The organism is Flavobacterium sp. LB2P53 (assembly GCF_003970305.1).
Classification (GTDB): Bacteria; Bacteroidota; Bacteroidia; order Flavobacteriales; family Flavobacteriaceae; genus Flavobacterium.
Window position 1 is genome coordinate 185,575 of the sequence record NZ_RYDG01000002.1, and the last position, 17,903, is coordinate 203,477.

Here is a 17,903-nt window from a genome sequence, read left to right on the forward strand (position 1 = left end):
TTTTTTATTTTTTGTGAATTAAACGAGTAAGTTTTATTGATAAATCGGTTAAAATAATTTTAGCGTTTCCGTTGCGTTCAATGTGATACATTGCCTCTGAAAGTTCTTTAAAAATATCATTTATGTTGTTGCCATTTACAAAAGGTGCAAAATTCTCCAGTTTGAATTTTTCCACTTGTGGTTCCATGTAGACTAAACTTGGCGTTTGGTAATTGAGCAACAAGGCCTGACGAAACATATCAATACAAAAATGTAAAAACTTTTTTTGGGTTTCTCTTCCCAAACCAGCAATTTGCTCGCTCCACTGGATCAAATCCTGAATGGCAGCGGCGTTTCCTTTTGCTCTAAAAGCCGCACGAACCCAATCGACAAACCATTTTTCAAAAAAAACTGATTCGCTGTCCGGTTGTATTAATTGCAATGCTTTATTGAAATTTCCTTGTGCTTGATGCGCTATTTTTAAAGCTATTTTAGAATCCGTATTTTCTTTTGAAACCAAAGCCTCCGCAATGACAGTTTCACTCAAACCATTAAAATGTAGTACTTGGCAACGGGAACGAATCGTTTGAATAATATCTTCTTCATTTTCTGAAATCAGGATAAAAACCGTTCTGTCTGTAGGTTCTTCCAATAATTTCAGTAATTTATTAGAAGCAGCGATATTCAATTTATCAGCCATCCAAATAATCATTATTTTGTATCCGCCTTCATAAGATTTTAAAGCCAGCGATTTCAAGATTTCCTGCGCATCATCGACCCTAATTTCTCCTTGCTTGTTTTTAACACCTAGCATTTGGTACCAATCAAACAAACTTCCGTACGGATTTTGTTCTATAAACTGTCGCCATTCCGTTATGAAATCAATGCTTTTGGGTTTTGTTTTTACTTCTTCAGTACTGACAGTCGGGTAAATAAAATGCAAATCAGGATGGGAAGTTTTCTGAAATTTCAGGTTGCACGCTTCATTTGAACCGGAATTCTCTCCGTTTTGATTGCTGCAAATGATGTATTGTGCATACGCAATCGCCATGGGTAAAGTGCCACTGCCTTCCGGACCTACGAACAGTTGTGCGTGGGGAATTCTGCCCAAATCAGCACTTTTTGTCAAATGACTTTTGATGTGTTCTTGTCCTAAAATTTCTGAAAATTGCATGAAGCAAAGATAGCAGAAAATGGTGTAGTCTAAAATTTTAGCAGGCAAAGTTTCAGCAGAAGCTAGTTTATAGAAGTGTCAATTTATGTTTTATTTTTAAAATTTAACAGGCCTTTATCTAAAATAATATCTAGACAAATTGATAAATAAAAGCATTATTTATTAATTTACATCGATTTCGTTGCTAAAAATTGATTTTATATGATTTTCTCTAATTTATTAATAATTTAAAAGTTCTATATTTGTTACTCTTTCAAAAAAAATAAACTAAAAAACAGACTGATGAAAACCATAAGTGATTTCAATTTTGCAAATAAAAAAGCCATAATTCGGGTTGATTTTAATGTGCCTTTGGACGAAAAGTTCAATGTAACGGATGCCACGCGTATTGAAGCTGCAAAACCTACTATTGACGCGATTCTTGCGCAAGGCGGAAGCGTGATTTTGATGTCGCATTTAGGTCGGCCAAAAGGAGTGGAAGAAAAATACTCTTTGAAACACATTTTGAAAACAACTGCTGAAATTCTTGGAGTTTCGGTTCAGTTCGCTTCAAACTGTATTGGTTCAGAGGCGAAAGCTGCAGCTGAAAAATTGCAGGCTGGAGAAGTTTTATTGTTAGAAAATTTACGTTTTCACAGCGAAGAAGAAGCGGGTGATGTTGCTTTTGCAAAAGAACTGGCGTCACTTGGTGATATTTTTGTAAACGACGCTTTTGGTACAGCGCATAGAGCGCACGCATCGACTACAATTATTGCGCAGTTTTTTCCAAGCGAAAAATGTTTTGGATTATTATTGGCCAAAGAAATAGAAAGCTTGAACAAAGTTTTAAAAAACAGCGAAAAACCAGTAACAGCAGTCCTTGGTGGATCAAAAGTATCTTCTAAAATTACCGTAATCGAGAATATTCTGGATAAAGTAGACCACATGATTATTGGTGGCGGAATGACTTTTACTTTTGTGAAAGCATTAGGCGGTAAAATTGGAGATTCAATTTGTGAAGATGACAAACAAGAATTGGCTTTGGAAATCTTGAGATTAGCCAAAGAAAAAGGAGTTCAAATCCATATTCCGGTTGATGTTGTAGCGGCAAATGCTTTTTCAAATGATGCTCAAACCCAGATTGTGGATGTCAAAGCAATTCCTGACGGGTGGCAAGGATTGGATGCTGGACCAAAATCATTGGAAAACTTCAAAAAAGTAATCATGGATTCTAAAACGATTCTTTGGAACGGTCCATTGGGTGTTTTTGAAATGGAAAATTTTGCTAACGGAACAATTACATTGGGCAACTTTATTGCAGAATCTACTGCAAACGGAGCATTCTCTCTTGTAGGTGGAGGGGATTCAGTGGCAGCTGTAAAACAATTTGGGCTGGAAGATAAAGTGAGTTATGTTTCTACAGGCGGAGGAGCAATGCTGGAAATGCTCGAAGGCAGAGTGTTACCCGGAATTGCAGCTATTTTAGACTAATAAATGCAGTAAAATTAAAATAAAAGCCGTTTGATATCTAAATAGCATTCAAATCAAACAGCTGTTTTATCACATGTATAAAAACCTTAGCGATACCTTATGTATCGCTGAGGTTTTTTTTAAGTTTCACAATTGGATCTTTAAAGTAATTTTACCCACAAACGATTAGAAATTCAGTGCCAAGGATTGAAAAATTATATTTTTAACAATATTTAAAGAAAATTTTAGTTTTAACCTCTTAAGTTTGTAAAAATAAGACTTCTAATCATTTGGATTATAGGTCTTTGATCTTTTAAATATGACTATAAAAAATACCACATTATCGTTTTTTCTGTTGCTATCAATTCATTTATTTTCGCAGGAAGCAACTGAAAACAAAGCATTTGAAAAAATTGATGCAAAATTATCCTATTTAGATTCCATTAAGAATTCCTTTGTTGAATATGATCTGGCATCTTGTGTAGACAGTTTATGGATGAATGAAATGACCAACTTAGATTTATATAATGATCTTACAGAAGACATCGAAAATATAAATATAGATGAAAAAGTAGATTATGAGTTACCAACAGCACTGCTGAAAGAAAGATTGGCGGCAATGAATGCAAAATCGCCGTTTAATATTGCGTACAATCAAGGTCTGGAAAACATTATTAAATCATTTTTAAAATACCGAAAAAAATCTTTTGAACGATTAATGGCCACTTCGGAATATTATTTTCCCATGTTTGAGGAGGCTTTGGCCAAACAAAATATTCCCTTGGAGATAAAATATTTAGCCGTTGTGGAATCTGCTTTAAATCCAAAAGCAGTTTCAAAAATGGGAGCAACTGGACTGTGGCAATTTATGTATCAAACCGGAAAACAATATGGGTTGAAAATTGATTCGTATGTGGATGAACGCAGCGATCCCTTAAAAGCTACCGAGGCAGCAGCGCAATATATGACCAATATGTACAAAATATTTGGAGATTGGGATTTGGTTTTGGCCTCTTATAACTCTGGTCCGGGAAATGTTTCCAAAGCTATCAGACGTTCCGGTGGTCAGCAAAATTATTGGAATATCAGGAAAAATCTTCCCAGAGAAACCCAAGGATATGTACCTGCCTTCTTAGCAACCATGTATCTTTATGAATACCATAAGGAACACGGAATCGTGCCCCAGCGGGCTACCATAAAGCATTTTACTACGGATACTATCCTGATCAAGAAGCAAATTACATTCAAGCAAATATCAGATTTACTTGATGTTCCAGTAGTTCAATTGCAGGTTTTAAATCCCTCCTACAAGCTTGATATAATTCCTTTTTATCATGATCAAAATCATTATTTGAGATTGCCACAAGAAAAAATTGCTGTTTTTGCCTCTAATGAAGGTCCGATTTATGCCTATACAGAATACGAATCCAGCAAACGAGAGAAGCCCTATTTTGCCACAAAAACAACACCCAAAAAAGAACGTGAAGATACTGGCAATCAAAGAATAGCGCAATCCCAGACAACCCAGTATTACAAGGTAAAAAAAGGAGATAATCTGGGAGCTATTGCCAGTAAATACAATGTTAGCATTGCTGATTTAAGACAATGGAATGCGCTAAGCAGCAATGTTATCGCGTATGGTAAAAACCTAAAAATTAGTAGCAACGAAGCGGTTGTTTCTAATGAAGTAATAAAGAATTCAGATCCAATACAAGCCCTTTCTGAGAAGCAAGTTGCCGCCTCATTAGAGGCAAACGCAGCTGTAGCATCTACTGAAAGCAAGGCGTATTATATAGTTCAAAAAGGAGATAATTTAGAGCGCATTGCTAAGAAATTTGGCACCTCTCCGTCTACTCTGAAACAATGGAATAAAATTTCCGGGCAGACAATTATTTTAGGGAGTTCTTTGATTGTCGCCAAAGAGGAACCTGTAATAAATACAAATAAAGCAACGATAAGTTACTTTAATAAAAAAATAAATGGTTCCGGATTATCCCAGAAAGAAACCGTTGATTACTATGTAAAAAAAGGGGATTCGTTGTATAGTATATCAAAAAAATATCCAGGCGTAACCATTTCTGACCTGAAAAAATGGAACGGTATTCGCGGGGAAGTACTCAAACCAGGAATGAAACTTAAAATTAACGGATAATAGAATAATCTTATCTAAATTTGGGTTTTATTTTATAATTGAAATACAATGAATAAAGCCCTTCTTTTATTGCTTCTTACTGCCATTTTGCTGGGTTCTTGCAACCAAAAAAGGGATCCCCAACCGCGTGCTACAACAGGAAAAATTAATACTATTTCAGTTATCATAGACGACCAGTTGTGGAATGGTGAGATTGGCGACAGCATTCGAAATAAATTTGCCTCCGCCGTTATAGGATTGCCTGAGGAGGAACCTCTTTTTACGATAAATCAATATCCTACTAAAATTTTAGAAGGATTTATGACGGACAGCCGTACGATTATCGTAGTCAAAAAAGAAGAGCAAAATAAATTTGAAATTAAAAAAAATCAATACGCATCACCCCAAAATGTGTTTCATATTTCCGGAAAAACAAGTGTAGATATTCTAGAAATAATAGCGAAAAATTCGCCAAAAATAATTGAAATTATTAAGGAAACTGAAATTTCCGAAAACCAACGCATTATAAAACAGTCTATTCTTAATCCAAAAATCATCAAGAATAAATTTCAAATTTCGATTAATATTCCTTCTTCATATCAATACGTCCTTCATAAACCGCTTTTTATATGGTTAAAAAATGAAATTATAAGCGGCAACACGAGTTTGTTGATTTATCAAGTTCCTATAAATGTCATCACTAAAAAGGATACAGATCTGATCACGAATATTATTAAAATGAGGGATTCTATTGGCAATCTTTACATCAGCGGAAAAGAGAATAATACTGCAATGATTACCGGAGAAAGCTATTCGCCTTATTTTTTTAAGATCAGTCTGGACGGAAAGGAAACGTATGAAACAAAAGGAACTTGGGAATTGAAAAACGATTTTATGTCAGGCCCTTTTATTAATTATGCTATTCTGGATACAGAGCACAACAGGATTTTAGTTTTGGAAGGCTTTTGTTATGCGCCCTCCAAAGAAAAAAGAGACTTAATGCATGAGTTAGAAGCCATCATAAAATCAGTTGAGGTTTTGAAAAAATAGTTTTATTTTCTTTTATTTGCAGTCTAATAAAAACTAAAAAAAATAAAATGTTAAAATGGAGTATAAAGTCGTTTAAGGAACTTTCTGTGGATGAGTTATACGATCTGCTGAGATTGAGAAGCGAGATTTTCGTGGTGGAGCAAAACTGTGTATATCTCGATCTAGATGGAAAGGACAAACTAGCTCTGCATCTTATTGGGGAATTTGAAGGTAAAATTGTAGCGCATTCCAGACTTTTCAAACCAGGAATCAGTTTTGACAATGCCTCAATTGGCCGAGTAACAGTTGATTCAAATTACCGCGACAGAAAATGGGGTCATGACTTAATGCGGGAATCTATTGCAGGAATAGCGCATCATTTTGGCGAAAGCCACATCACTATTGGAGCGCAATTGTACCTAAAGAAATTCTATGAGAGTCATGGTTTTGTGCAAACCAGTGAAATGTATCTCGAAGACGATATTCCGCATATTGAGATGAAAAGTGGGGAACTAAATTTTTAGAATCAGAAACTCAACTCTGCGGTCTAATGCTTCTCCTTGACCTAAGGGAAATTTGTTTCCGTTTCCTATATAATGCATCCTAAGGCTGTTTACGCCTTTATTTATCAAGTATTTATAGACGTTTTTTGCACGGTTCAAGGAAAGCTTGCGTTCTCGGGTTCCCTTATCTATGGCATCCAGGTAATAACTGGGCGTGCAACAAACGTGGCCTCTGATTTCGAATTCCAACGTTTTTTGTTGCTGCAAAAGAACCACAATCTTGTCTAATTCTTTCTTAGATTTCTCCGTTAATGTGCTGCTGCCAAGTGGAAAAAGGATATTTTCCAGATAAATACGGTCGCCTACTTTATGCTTCTTCTGAAACGAATTGTAAATGCCGTTTCCAAAACTGTTTTTCTTGACAAGAAACAAGTCGACTCGCCTGTTTTTAGAACGGGTTTCGGATAGGTTTTCTATCATATCTTTTTTCAGAATCACGCGGCCTTTGCCTTCAATAATGACAATTTTGTTTTTACTGAAACCATTTTGGATAAGTATATTTTGTACCGTAATTACTCTGTTTTTTGATAATTCATAATTATAATCGTTAGCACCCCGGTCATCACAATACCCATAAATTTGTATCGATTCTACTTTTGAGGTATCTGTGTTTTTTATAAAATCGACTATCGTTTGTATTTGGTCGTTATAAAGTGTGAATTTGTCAAATTCAAAATAAACCGTTTCTATAGGTTGCCACTGAGCTGATACGTAGCTCGAAAAAAGTAATAGCACTATGGAGAACGATTTTTTCATTTTAAGATAGACTGATACTCCATATTGGAATTCAAAATAGTAATGGCCCGTTTGATTTCAGAATTATTTTTGATGTAATACTGATACAGCCCTTCCTGATATTGATAGCGTTTAATGATTTCATCGACCATCAGGTTTTTGATTTCTTTTTGGTTTTTGTCCAATAAGGCATTTTCGCTTTTTTGAAGCGCAACACTTAATTGTTGATATTCTACCAGAATAGATTCCTCTAGTTTTTCTTTTTTGGCCATAGCCAAAGTGTTTTTCAAGGCCAATTCCGTTTCCGTGTCAAAGGAGAATTTTTGTGTTTTTAGGAACTGTTTGAACTCTAAATACTCCACATCAGAAATAACAGGAATGCGATTTCCTAAATTTGGATTTTTATAATAATACGTCGTGGCATAGTTAAAAATCCCGTCGTTGTGAAGCAAAGCATTTGCTATCGGACTTAATTTAGTTTCTTCCAGTTCTACATCCGGCTGAATTCCTCCACCGTCATAAACGGTTCTGCCTTTTCTGGTTTTAAAGGCATTATAGTTTTTCTCCTCTGTTTTTAGAACCATTCCGTTTTTGTTTTTTCGTGAATAATCTAAAGCTTGAATGCATCTTCCGGATGGCGTGTAATAACGGGAAATGGTTACTTTTAGTTGTGTACCATACGTTAAATCTACCGGTCTTTGCACGAGTCCTTTCCCAAAACTGCGGCTACCCACCACTACAGCACGATCTAAATCTTGTAGTGCGCCAGCCACGATTTCGGATGCTGAAGCGCTGTGACCGTTAACAAGTATTATCAAAGGAATGTCAGTATCTACAGGGTCTTTGGTTGTTTTATATGTGCTGTTGTGTTGCTCTATTTTTGATTTTGTAGTAACAATAATTTCGTTTTTTGGAACAAATAAATTACAAATATTCACGGCTTCATTCAAGAGTCCGCCCGGATTGTCTCGGACATCCAGTATAATGCGTTCGGCACCTTCTTTTTTGAGTTGTTCTAAGGCTTCTTTGGTTTCCAAGGACGCTTTTTTATTAAAATGCGATAATACGATATAGCCGGTCTTGTCGTCTATTTTTGCAAAAAAGGGCACCGATTTGATTTCGACTTCGTCCAGGATAATCTGGGTACTTTGTACTTTTCCTTGTCGGATGTATTTGAGGTCTATTTTGGTGTTTTTGGTACCTTTGAAAAGCTGAGAGGCCTCGTCTTTAAAATCAGACAAAAGGACATCTCCCACTTGAATAATTTCGTCACCGGCTTTAAGGCCAGCTTTGTCGGCGGGAAAATTTTTATAGGGCTCTTTAACGATCAATTTATCTTCTTTTCGAGTCAGTAAAGCGCCTATTCCGGTATATTCTCCAGTGTTGTTTATCTTGAATCGCACTACATCCTGCTCGTTGAAATATACGGTGTATGGGTCTAAATTAACCAGCATTCCTTTGATGGCCTTGTCCATTAATTCTCCAGGATTCGTTTCATCGACATAATTTCGGTTTAATTCCTTGAAAAGGGTCGTGAATATCTCGATTTGCTTGGCGATTTCAAAAAAATCATCTTTGAAGCTGGTTCCAATAAACAGAAATACCGAAGCGACAAGGGGAATTAAGAATTTTTTTTTGAGGAAGCTCATAGGTTTAATTAACTAAATTTGAGACCACTAAAATAACAATAAATCACGAAATAATGATGCAGGACTGAATCTAAAGGTGATTTTGTTTAATTGGGATAGGTGAATTGTTTATATTTCAGAAATAGAATCGCTTTCGGATACTGGTTTTTTAATGTTTTGAGCAACAAATTTCTCAAACAATTGAATGGTTTTGGTATTAATTTCGGCGTACGTCAATCTGTCTTTAGTTTGATAAAAAAACATAAAGGAATAGGGTTGGTCCAGATGGTCAATCAAAAGGTGTTTGTTCAGCCGGTAGGTTTCGCGCAGGACGCGTTTGAAATAATTGCGGTCTACGGCTTTCTTGAAATTCTTTTTGGAAACCGAAACTCCCATTTTTATTTTTTCTCCCGTCCCGAAGTTTCGGGATTCGGGATCGCCAAAAGAGCTGGCTTTATACACCAATCGCAACGGATATTTTGATACTGATTTCCCTTCGGTAAACAATAATCCAATAGTGGTCTTGCTTTTTAGTTTTTCGTTTTTTGAGTAAGTAAAATTCATTTTAATAGAAAAAAGGACATGGATTTTGACTGGCAAAGTTACGATTAAAGGTTGAGTCCATTATATTGTTTGGGATTTAAAATCGGGCTAAAAATATATTTCTTACTTTTACGGCAAATTTTTAAAGCATGGAAAAACTAATTTCGTATCCCATATCCGTAATCTATTATTTATGTTTTGGTCTTACCTTGGTTATTTTTCACCCAATTCAATGGGTTTGCTTTCACGTTTTTGGGTATCAAGCCCATAAAATAAGTGTCGATTATTTAAATTTTTTTCTGATTTTGTGCACAAGACTGTTAGGAACATCGTACCGGTTTGAAAATGTGGAAAGCATCCCAAAAAATGTTCCGTTAATTTTCGTGTCCAATCATCAAAGTATGTACGATATTATTGCTATGATTTGGTTTTTTCGCCGATTTCATTGTAAATTTGTCAGTAAAAAAGAATTGGGAAGTGGGATTCCCAGTGTGTCGTTTAATTTACGACATGGCGGTTCTGCTCTTATTGATCGTAGAGATCCCAAGCAAGCCATTCCTGCGATCAAAAATTTGTCTGAATATATTGAAAAACACAATCGTTGCGCAGTTATTTTTCCGGAAGGAACACGAAGCAAGACTGGGAAGCCAAAGGAGTTTGCGCAAAGCGGATTCAAAATTTTATGCAAATACGCGCCTTCGGCTTATGTAGTTCCGATAAGCATAAACAATTCTTGGATAATTGTTAAATATGGATTTTTCCCTTTAGGTTTAGGAAATCGCCTTACCTTTGTAGTTCATAAGCCATTAGCGGTTAAAGATTATAATTTTTCTGATTTGATCGAAAAAACAGAAAAAGCAGTTGTTCAAGGAATAAAAATTTAATTTATATATAATGTCAATAAAAAACATTCGATTAGAAGTAATGCAGTTTTTGGAAAAAAACGTAGATAGCTTTGTCGATCAGTATCTGATACCAGTAGAAAAAATATGGCAACCAACGGATTTTTTGCCTAATTCTCAAAGTGATACTTTTTTTGATGAGGTCAAAGAATTGCGTGAAATTGCAAAAGAATTACCCTATGATTTTTGGGTAACTTTAGTAGGTGACACGATTACTGAAGAAGCCTTACCGACCTACGAATCTTGGTTAATGGACGTAGACGGAATAGATAATGTAGAGCGAAACGGTTGGTCCAAATGGATCCGACAATGGACTGGAGAGGAAAATCGTCATGGCGACATGCTCAACAAATATCTGTATTTATCAGGTCGCGTGAATATGCGTGAAGTAGAAATGACTACCCAGCACCTCATCAACGATGGTTTTGACATAGGAACCGGAAGAGACCCTTATAAAAACTTTGTTTATACTAGTTTTCAAGAGTTGGCAACCTATGTTTCCCATAACCGAGTAGCGCAAATGGCTAAGAAATATGGGGATAACAAATTGTCTAAAATGTGCAAAATGATTGCGGGTGATGAGATGCGCCACCATCATGCTTACAGTGAGTTTGTAACTCGTATTTTTCAGGTGGATCCTAGCGAAATGATGCTTGCGTTTCAATATATGATGAAAGCAAAAATCGTTATGCCAGCACATTTCTTAAGAGAATCCGGTGAAAAAATAAGTACTGCTTTCGAACAGTTTTCGGATTCGGCACAACGAATCGGGGTGTACACTGCAGCGGATTATGTTGACATTATGCAAAAATTAATTGACAAATGGGAAATTGATAAAATTACAGGTTTAACTGACGAAGCAGAAAAAGCCCGGGATTATTTGATGAAATTACCCGGAAGAATGGCACGAATTTCTGAGCGATTGGTCATTCCGAAAGAATCCCATATTTTCAAATGGGTAGAACCCGCTTTAGTACGATAGCTTTTTGAATGCAAAAATAAAGAATAAAAAAGTTGAATTTTGAAGTTACAGAACTTTGAAATTCAACTTTTTTTTTAAAAGTATATAAAGAATGATAAATGCAGATTTAATTCGAAAAACGATTCTTTTTGTAAAGGAAAAACTAAAAAATGCCGAAGGCGGACACGATTGGTTTCATATTGAAAGAGTGTTTAAAAATTCCGTTTTGATTGCTAGAAAAGAAGCTTGTGATCCCACGGTGGTTCAATTGGGTGCTTTGCTGCATGATATTGCCGATAGTAAGTTTCATGACGGTGACGAAACTGTAGGGCCAAAACTAGCGAGATCATTTTTAGAATCAGAAAATGTTGACGCAGATACCATTATACATGTGGTCAAGATCATTGAAAACATCTCATACAAAGGCGGTAATTTCGAAAAGAAATTCTCCTCAATAGAATTAGATGTGGTTCAGGATGCGGACCGATTAGATGCGATTGGCGCCATTGGAATTGCCAGAACATTCAATTATGGCGGATTTAAAAACAGAGCGATCTACGACCCTAAAATTGCTCCAAATTTCAACATGACCAAGGAAGAATACAAGAAGAACGATTCTCCAACGCTCAATCATTTTTACGAAAAATTATTGCTGTTGAAAGATAAGATGAATACCGAGGGGGGAAAACAAATTGCACAAGAAAGACACCAGTATATGGAAGGATTTCTAGCGCAGTTTTATGCGGAATGGGAAGGGGAGAAGTAAGTAAACAGTGTTCAGTTTTTAGTATTCAGTTTGTTGACGTCCAAATACTGCAACTTTAATTAAAAAAGATCGATTTCAGTCTTGCTTTACACCCAAGCCATGAACTGATTACTAAATTCTGGTCCCTAACCACTATTTTTAAATTTCAGATATTTTTTGGATTACTGGTTTTTTAAATCAAAAATCAGTCCCGATAGTTATCGGGATTAATCAAAAATCTTAAATCGAAATCCCTTTTGCTTTCATTTCCAAGATCACATCCGAAGCATTTTTAAAAGTTGGAGCTTGTTCCATAATGCTTCCCACTCTTTTTTTATTGAGTTTAAAAGTGATGTCATTCTCCGTCGTAAACAGCAAAGCGGTTAGGAACGGGTTGTTCATAAAAGGCGCTAATACCATAAAAGCTTCGTCGAGCGTATGGGAACTTTCTATTTCTTCGGTTTTATAACGCGCCGTAACGGAAAGGCTGAATACATTACTTTCTGATAAAACGGGACGAACGTAGATGTTTTTCAGTTCGGTGTCACCAATGGTTTTGGCAAGTGTTAGTTTGGCGTAAGTGCCATTTTGGATGCTTTCTTTTACATTTTCCCAGAAAAGTGCAAATACAGGTTGGAAGGACATTGGTTTAATTTTAGATGGTTATATTCCGAAAGAGGATTGCAAAATTAAGTCTTGTCAAGCAGATAATCTGTTTTTTGAGCAAAGATTATTTTAAAGGAACATCATTTATAAACTAAAAAGAGAACCAACGTGGTTCTCTTTTGTTATTATTTCCCCGTAAACACTGCTTTTCTTTTCTCTAAAAATGCAGCTGTTCCTTCTTTAAAATCTTCGGTTCCAAAACATTTTCCAAAAGCTTTTATTTCGGTTTCATAGCCATTTTTTCCTTCTTTAAAATTAGCATTGACCGCTTTTATGGCTTTGCCGATAGCATAAGGAGAGTTCTTGATTATTTTATGGGCTACACTCACACAGTAATCTAAAAGTTCAGCTTCAGGGACTACGTGATTTACCAGTCCCGTTCTGTAAGCATCTTGCGCTGTTACCATTCCTGCGGTCATAATCATTTCCATTGCGCGTCCTTTTCCTATCAATTGTGGCAAACGTTGCGTTCCTCCGTAACCCGGAATTACACCCAGCGAAACTTCAGGTAATCCCATTTTTGCATTTTCTGAAGCTACTCTGAAATGACACGCCATGGCTAATTCTAATCCGCCGCCCAATGCAAAACCATTAACGGCTGCGATTACGGGTTTTTTTAAATTTTCTATGAAATCAAATAATTTTTCTTGTCCTTCAGCGGCCAATTGCGTTCCTTCTTCAACTGAAAAAGCAGCAAATTCAGAGATATCCGCTCCCGCCACAAAAGCTTTTTCACCGCTTCCCGTTAAAATAATAACACGAATTTCATCATTTTTACCTAATGTTTTGAAAGCTTTATTCAAATCAGAAATCGTGGCAACATTCAACGCATTTAGTTTTGTAGCACGATTAATGGTAATCGTTGCAATGTTATTTTCGGTTGCAATTAAAAGATTTTCGTAGTTCATAATTGTATTTTTAGGTGTTAATTATTGGAAGCGAAACCGTAAAAGTAGTTCCTTTTCCATATTCAGTTTCAAAGGTAATCGTTCCTTTATAATTTTCGATAATGTTTTTTATAATTCCAAGACCAAGACCCATTCCGCTGCTTTTAGTGGTAAATTTTGGTTCGAATATACGGTCAATATCTTTGAGTTGAATTCCAATTCCATTATCGGTAACAGTAATTAATACGTTGTTTGCTGCTTTATGGATACGGAGAACTACTGATTTTTTTTCTTGTTGTTCCGGAATAGACTGAATAGCATTTTTAGCCAGGTTCGTGATAATCCGGATCAGTTGGGTACGGTCAATTTTCGAAATAATTTCAGGAGAATCGCTTTGAAATTCAATGTAGTCTTCATTGAAAATGTCCATCGCAAGTTCTACTACGGCAACAACATTCAAGGTTTCGTTTTGCTGTGCCGGCATTGATGCAAAATTTGAAAACGCAGAGGCAACGGCACTCATGGTGTCAATTTGTTGAATTAAAGTTTCGGAGTAATCGTTCATTTTTTGTTTTACATTGGCATCGTTTGGATCAAATTTTCGTTGAAAACTCTGTACCGTTAATCGCATTGGCGTAAGCGGATTTTTGATTTCATGGGCGACCTGTTTGGCCATTTCGCGCCACGCTTCTTCTCGTTCGCTTTGGGCCAGTTTAATGGCGCTTTTCTCCAGTTTGTCCACCATTCCGTTGTAGGCATTGATCAATAAGTTGATTTCCTTACTGTTTGCTTCCAGAACAATTTTTTCATTTTTTTGATTTAAACTCGTTCCACTTAACTTATCTGATATTGTTTTTAATGATTTTGTAATGTAAGAGGAAAGGAAATAAGCGACAGCAAAAGCAATAATAAGCATAAAAGCATACACCTGTCCCAGACGAATTAGGAAACTTTTTAATTCGTTTTCATAATATCCATCATCTTCTACATAAGGTAAGTTCAATATCCCCAGTGGTTTGAATTTATGATCTTTGATTTGGCTGAAAGCGGAACGGTTCTTTTTGCCATCTATAGTTTTAATATCAACGTATCTTTTTTCGATAGAAGAACGAACTAGTTTTAAAATGTATTTTGGAATAGGAGGCGCCACTATATCCACAGAAAAAGACTCTTTAGAAGACTTTAGTAATTTTCCGTCCAGACCATAGATGTTTATTTCCGCATTATGAATGTGGGCTAATTCATGGATTTTATCTTTAAAAATCAAACTTAAATTGGCAGAATTTAAAGGATATGTAGTGGTAGAGAGTACATAATTGATGTGTTCTTTTACAGAATTCTCATTGCGTTCTAAGCGTTCTTGGTGGTACTCTTTGGCTTCGTTTTTAAATTGAATGATGGATATAGAAGCTAATAAAACAGACGCTATTAATATCAACACAATCATCGAAAGGAAGATTCTGATTCGTAACGAGAGCATTGCTGTTTTGAAGCTTTTGAACATAATTAAGATTGATTTCTTTGTCGAATCCGTTTGTAAAATTTAAAACCCAACATAATTAAAATGGAAAACAAAAAGATTCCAATTACACCATAAATCCAGTTCACTGCATCTTTGACAATGATTAAAAAAACGACTGCAAATAAAATTATGGTCGCACCTTCATTCCACAACCGCATAAAGTTTGAACTGTATTTTATTTCATCATTTTGCAAATGATTGTAAATTTGTTGGCATTTTCCATGGTATAAATAAAGTGCAAAAACAAAGCCAAATTTTACTTGCATATAATCTAACTGAATTAAACTTGGATTCAGATAAAGTAATGAAAAGGCAAATATACTCGCTAAAACAGCCGAAGGCCAAGTGATAATATACCACAAGCGATAGGTCATTATTTTGTATTGTTTTTGCAGAATTTCTTTCTCTGGCGATTGTTTTTGTGCCGCTTCAATTTGGTACACGAATAAGCGTACAATATAAAACAATCCTGCAAACCATGTAATTACAAAGATGAGGTGCAGAGATTTAAGGTAATTATAGTATTCCATCGTTAGTTTGAATCAGTTTTGTATTCATTTCTTTTTTTAGAAAATAGCCAGTTAGTATTGTTGATAAGATATCTGCAATTGGGAATGCAAACCACACTCCAAAAATACCTAAAAAATTTGGTAGAATTAGCACTAACGGAATCAGGAAAAATCCTTGTTTGCTTAAGGTCAAAAGCAATGCTTTTTTTGCCTTTCCCGCCGCTTGAAAATAAGCCGCGCCAATTAACTGAACGGCTATGATTGGCGAAGCCGCAAAAACCCAACGCAACGCTTCCGGAGTTTGATCAATCACGAGTGGATCTGTAGTAAAAACAGCAACGATAGGTTTGGCAAAAATTAGAATAACCACAAAAATAACGGTGGCTAAAAAGGCGGCGTATTTTATCGAAAGCAGCACACTTTCTTTGACTCTTTCATAATTTCCGGCACCGTAATTAAAACCGGCAATTGGCAGAAATCCTTGCGTAATTCCCAGGATAGGAAACAAGGAAAACATCAGCATTCGACTGATAATTCCATAAATAGCAACAGAATGTTCGCCGCCATACGTATATAAAGTATGATTCAGGATGATGGCTAAAATGCTCACAACTCCTTGTCTTGAAAAAGTCACAAAACTCAACTCAGCGATTTCTTTGACAATGGGCATTTTAAATTTAAAATGCTTCATTTTCAGTTGAAGTTCACTTTTGAAAACAAAAAACCAAAGTACAAACAAGAAACAGGTAAAATAGGATATGGCAGTAGCCAAAGCAGCGCCAAACATACCTAAATCTAAGTATTTGATAAAAATAATATCCAATGCAATATTGACAAATGCAGGAATAATCATGGAGACCATCGCAAACTTGGCCTTGCCTTCGGCGCGAATCACGTTGTTTCCCATCATGCAAAGTGCCAAAAACGGAACGCTTATAATTATGGGGATAAAAAATTCTTTTGCGGGTTCCATTATGGCTCCTTTCGCGCCAAAAAGCATTAGCATTTCGTCACTAAAAAAAAGACCAAATACCACAAAAACAGAAGCCAATAAAAAAGTCATCATGATTTGGTTGCCAAATGTTTGAAGTGCTTTTTCCTTGTGACTGGCTCCCAATGCTCTGGAAAGTACAGATCCTCCGCCCACACCAATCGCCATTCCCAGAGAAGAAATCAAAAAGGTGATGGGCAGAACTACGGTTACCGCAGCAATGGCCAAAGAACCAATCCATTGTCCAACAAATATGGTATCAATCAAGATATTAACCGACATGAATAAAATCCCAATAGAAGACGGAACTGCCTGTTTTATCAAGAGTTTTTTAATGTCTTGTGTTCCTAGTTCATCGGCGGTAACAGTCATTTAAGCGTTAATTTTTTCGGAGTCAAGTTTAAGTGATGATGAAGCATTGGACCAGCTTGAAATCCAATTACTTACGGTTTTACACCAGTCGTCACCATCATTTAAACAAGGAATTGCTTTAAAATTTTCTCCTCCGTGAGCCTTAAATTCATGATTGGCTTCCATGGCAATTTCTTCCAAAGTTTCCAAGCAATCCGATACAAAAGCAGGCGTTACAACAGCCAGGTTTTTGATTCCTTTCTCTGGCATTTTGTTTACTTCAACGTCTGTATATGGTGTCAACCATTTGTCTCCGGCTAAGCGCGATTGAAAAGTCTGGCTGTATTTTCCTTCTGGAATTCCCAGCAATTTTACAACTTGTTTGGTCGTTTCATAACATTGATGGCGGTAACAAAACTCATGTGCCGGCGACGGGGTGTTGCAGCATGAACCGTCAATTTTACAATGTGATTTTGTGATATCCGTTTTGCGAATATGACGCTCCGGAATTCCATGGTAGGAGAATAATAAATGATCATAGTCAAAACCTTCTAGATGACCTTTAATGGAATCAGCCAAGTTTTTGAGATAATCTGGTTTGTTGTAAAACGCAGGAACTATCGTGAATTTCATACCCGGAAAATACTTTTTACGGTACTCTTCGGCCAGTTCTATTATTGTGGTGGTAGATGCCATTGCATGTTGCGGGTACAAAGGAAAAAACAACACCTCGGTCACGCCTTTATCATGTAACTCTTGTAAGCCGGACAATAAGGATGGGTTTCCGTAACGCATTGCTAGGGAAACGGGTACATCAACTAATTTTTGTACTTTTTCGTGCATTCTTTTGGAAATAACCACCAGAGGAGACCCTTCGTCCCACCATATTTTTGCGTAAGCGGCAGCAGATTTTTTAGGTCTTGTTTGCAAAATTATACCACGAACTAATAATGCTCGTAACAAAAACGGAACGTCAATTACGTATTTGTCCATTAAAAATTCATCTAAATACGATTTTACATCCTTTGGAGTTGGACTTTCCGGAGAACCTAAATTAACTAATAATACACCTTTCATGTTATCTTTTTTTGTTGGTACAAAAGTAAATAAACTTACTTTTTTATAAATTGCGATTAAC

At 36.0% G+C, this 17,903-nt stretch carries 17 protein-coding genes; 7 read left to right on the forward strand and 10 right to left on the reverse strand.

Going from position 1 to position 17,903, the window contains the following annotated elements:
- Positions 1–4: 4 nt before the first annotated feature.
- Positions 5–1,153 carry an ATP-binding protein gene (locus tag EKL95_RS03340; RefSeq protein ID WP_126561376.1) on the reverse strand — a complete coding sequence of 383 codons (1,149 nt, stop codon included), beginning with the start codon at positions 1,151–1,153 and terminating at the stop codon, positions 5–7.
- Between the two features lie 282 nt (positions 1,154–1,435).
- Between EKL95_RS03340 and EKL95_RS03345 the strand changes: the two genes are divergently transcribed.
- The 4 genes from EKL95_RS03345 to EKL95_RS03360 all read left to right on the forward strand — a co-directional run bounded on the left by EKL95_RS03345 (position 1,436) and on the right by EKL95_RS03360 (position 6,286).
- Complete coding sequence (locus EKL95_RS03345; protein ID WP_126561377.1) at positions 1,436–2,623, forward strand: phosphoglycerate kinase; 1,188 nt, start codon at positions 1,436–1,438, stop codon at positions 2,621–2,623.
- Positions 2,624–2,921: 298 nt separating this feature from the next.
- Positions 2,922–4,754, forward strand: coding sequence for a LysM peptidoglycan-binding domain-containing protein (locus EKL95_RS03350; RefSeq protein WP_126563543.1), 1,833 nt, complete (start codon positions 2,922–2,924; stop codon positions 4,752–4,754).
- 48 nt (positions 4,755–4,802) lie between these two features.
- The gene (locus EKL95_RS03355) at positions 4,803–5,783 is read left to right on the forward strand and encodes a DUF4837 family protein (protein ID WP_126563544.1); all 981 of its coding nucleotides are present in this window, start codon (positions 4,803–4,805) and stop codon (positions 5,781–5,783) included.
- A 47-nt stretch (positions 5,784–5,830) separates the two neighbouring features.
- Positions 5,831–6,286: a GNAT family N-acetyltransferase gene (locus EKL95_RS03360; RefSeq protein WP_126457737.1), complete on the forward strand. Its 456-nt coding sequence runs from the start codon at positions 5,831–5,833 to the stop codon at positions 6,284–6,286.
- Here the strand turns inward: EKL95_RS03360 and EKL95_RS03365 are convergent.
- The 3 genes from EKL95_RS03365 to rnpA all read right to left on the reverse strand — a co-directional run bounded on the left by EKL95_RS03365 (position 6,275) and on the right by rnpA (position 9,252).
- Positions 6,275–7,081: an OmpA family protein gene (locus EKL95_RS03365; RefSeq protein WP_126457736.1), complete on the reverse strand. Its 807-nt coding sequence runs from the start codon at positions 7,079–7,081 to the stop codon at positions 6,275–6,277. The two genes, EKL95_RS03360 and EKL95_RS03365, sit on opposite strands and share 12 nt — an antisense overlap.
- Positions 7,078–8,709, reverse strand: coding sequence for a S41 family peptidase (locus tag EKL95_RS03370; RefSeq protein WP_126457735.1), 1,632 nt, complete (start codon positions 8,707–8,709; stop codon positions 7,078–7,080). Before EKL95_RS03370 ends, EKL95_RS03365 begins: the two co-directional genes overlap by 4 nt.
- A 108-nt stretch (positions 8,710–8,817) precedes the next feature.
- Entirely contained in the window at positions 8,818–9,252 is a 435-nt protein-coding gene (gene rnpA, locus EKL95_RS03375; RefSeq protein ID WP_126457734.1) for a ribonuclease P protein component, read from the reverse strand.
- 128 nt (positions 9,253–9,380) lie between these two features.
- Between rnpA and EKL95_RS03380 the strand changes: the two genes are divergently transcribed.
- From EKL95_RS03380 to EKL95_RS03390, 3 genes are all read left to right on the forward strand, one after another.
- Positions 9,381–10,115 carry a lysophospholipid acyltransferase family protein gene (locus EKL95_RS03380; protein WP_126457733.1) on the forward strand — a complete coding sequence of 245 codons (735 nt, stop codon included), beginning with the start codon at positions 9,381–9,383 and terminating at the stop codon, positions 10,113–10,115.
- 10 nt (positions 10,116–10,125) lie between these two features.
- Positions 10,126–11,115 carry an acyl-ACP desaturase gene (locus EKL95_RS03385; RefSeq protein WP_126457732.1) on the forward strand — a complete coding sequence of 330 codons (990 nt, stop codon included), beginning with the start codon at positions 10,126–10,128 and terminating at the stop codon, positions 11,113–11,115.
- Positions 11,116–11,206: 91 nt separating this feature from the next.
- Positions 11,207–11,860 (forward strand): HD domain-containing protein, encoded by a 654-nt coding sequence (locus EKL95_RS03390; protein ID WP_126563545.1) that lies wholly within the window; start codon positions 11,207–11,209, stop codon positions 11,858–11,860.
- A 219-nt stretch (positions 11,861–12,079) separates the two neighbouring features.
- On the opposite strand, the gene EKL95_RS03395 is transcribed toward EKL95_RS03390, so the two are convergent.
- The 6 genes from EKL95_RS03395 to hemH form a co-directional block, all read right to left on the reverse strand.
- Positions 12,080–12,484 (reverse strand): hypothetical protein, encoded by a 405-nt coding sequence (locus tag EKL95_RS03395; protein ID WP_126563546.1) that lies wholly within the window; start codon positions 12,482–12,484, stop codon positions 12,080–12,082.
- A 146-nt stretch (positions 12,485–12,630) separates the two neighbouring features.
- Entirely contained in the window at positions 12,631–13,413 is a 783-nt protein-coding gene (locus tag EKL95_RS03400) for an enoyl-CoA hydratase/isomerase family protein (RefSeq protein ID WP_126457729.1), read from the reverse strand.
- 10 nt (positions 13,414–13,423) lie between these two features.
- Positions 13,424–14,839 (reverse strand): ATP-binding protein, encoded by a 1,416-nt coding sequence (locus EKL95_RS03405; protein WP_126459053.1) that lies wholly within the window; start codon positions 14,837–14,839, stop codon positions 13,424–13,426.
- 59 nt (positions 14,840–14,898) lie between these two features.
- Positions 14,899–15,444 (reverse strand): CopD family protein, encoded by a 546-nt coding sequence (locus EKL95_RS03410; RefSeq protein WP_126563547.1) that lies wholly within the window; start codon positions 15,442–15,444, stop codon positions 14,899–14,901.
- Positions 15,431–16,786, reverse strand: a complete 1,356-nt coding sequence (locus EKL95_RS03415) for an MATE family efflux transporter (protein WP_126563548.1) — start codon at positions 16,784–16,786, stop codon at positions 15,431–15,433. The genes EKL95_RS03410 and EKL95_RS03415 overlap by 14 nt, the downstream gene beginning before the upstream one ends.
- Positions 16,787–17,842, reverse strand: coding sequence for a ferrochelatase (hemH, locus tag EKL95_RS03420; protein WP_126457726.1), 1,056 nt, complete (start codon positions 17,840–17,842; stop codon positions 16,787–16,789). It abuts the gene before it with no gap.
- Positions 17,843–17,903: the final 61 nt, after the last annotated feature.

Excerpts from the sequence above, each read along its gene's own strand:
- EKL95_RS03380 (WP_126457733.1), top strand. The coding sequence starts at position 9,381 with ATGGAAAAACTAATTTCGTATCCCATATCCGTAATCTATTATTTATGT.
- rnpA (WP_126457734.1), bottom strand. The coding sequence starts at position 9,252 with ATGAATTTTACTTACTCAAAAAACGAAAAACTAAAAAGCAAGACCACT.
- EKL95_RS03395 (WP_126563546.1), bottom strand. The coding sequence starts at position 12,484 with ATGTCCTTCCAACCTGTATTTGCACTTTTCTGGGAAAATGTAAAAGAA.
- EKL95_RS03345 (WP_126561377.1), top strand. The coding sequence starts at position 1,436 with ATGAAAACCATAAGTGATTTCAATTTTGCAAATAAAAAAGCCATAATT.
- EKL95_RS03410 (WP_126563547.1), bottom strand. The coding sequence starts at position 15,444 with ATGGAATACTATAATTACCTTAAATCTCTGCACCTCATCTTTGTAATT.
- EKL95_RS03370 (WP_126457735.1), bottom strand. The coding sequence starts at position 8,709 with ATGAGCTTCCTCAAAAAAAAATTCTTAATTCCCCTTGTCGCTTCGGTA.
- EKL95_RS03360 (WP_126457737.1), top strand. The coding sequence starts at position 5,831 with ATGTTAAAATGGAGTATAAAGTCGTTTAAGGAACTTTCTGTGGATGAG.
- EKL95_RS03415 (WP_126563548.1), bottom strand. The coding sequence starts at position 16,786 with ATGACTGTTACCGCCGATGAACTAGGAACACAAGACATTAAAAAACTC.
- hemH (WP_126457726.1), bottom strand. The coding sequence starts at position 17,842 with ATGAAAGGTGTATTATTAGTTAATTTAGGTTCTCCGGAAAGTCCAACT.
- EKL95_RS03390 (WP_126563545.1), top strand. The coding sequence starts at position 11,207 with ATGATAAATGCAGATTTAATTCGAAAAACGATTCTTTTTGTAAAGGAA.
- EKL95_RS03355 (WP_126563544.1), top strand. The coding sequence starts at position 4,803 with ATGAATAAAGCCCTTCTTTTATTGCTTCTTACTGCCATTTTGCTGGGT.
- EKL95_RS03385 (WP_126457732.1), top strand. The coding sequence starts at position 10,126 with ATGTCAATAAAAAACATTCGATTAGAAGTAATGCAGTTTTTGGAAAAA.
- EKL95_RS03350 (WP_126563543.1), top strand. The coding sequence starts at position 2,922 with ATGACTATAAAAAATACCACATTATCGTTTTTTCTGTTGCTATCAATT.
- EKL95_RS03365 (WP_126457736.1), bottom strand. The coding sequence starts at position 7,081 with ATGAAAAAATCGTTCTCCATAGTGCTATTACTTTTTTCGAGCTACGTA.
- EKL95_RS03405 (WP_126459053.1), bottom strand. The coding sequence starts at position 14,839 with ATGATTGTGTTGATATTAATAGCGTCTGTTTTATTAGCTTCTATATCC.
- EKL95_RS03340 (WP_126561376.1), bottom strand. The coding sequence starts at position 1,153 with ATGCAATTTTCAGAAATTTTAGGACAAGAACACATCAAAAGTCATTTG.
- EKL95_RS03400 (WP_126457729.1), bottom strand. The coding sequence starts at position 13,413 with ATGAACTACGAAAATCTTTTAATTGCAACCGAAAATAACATTGCAACG.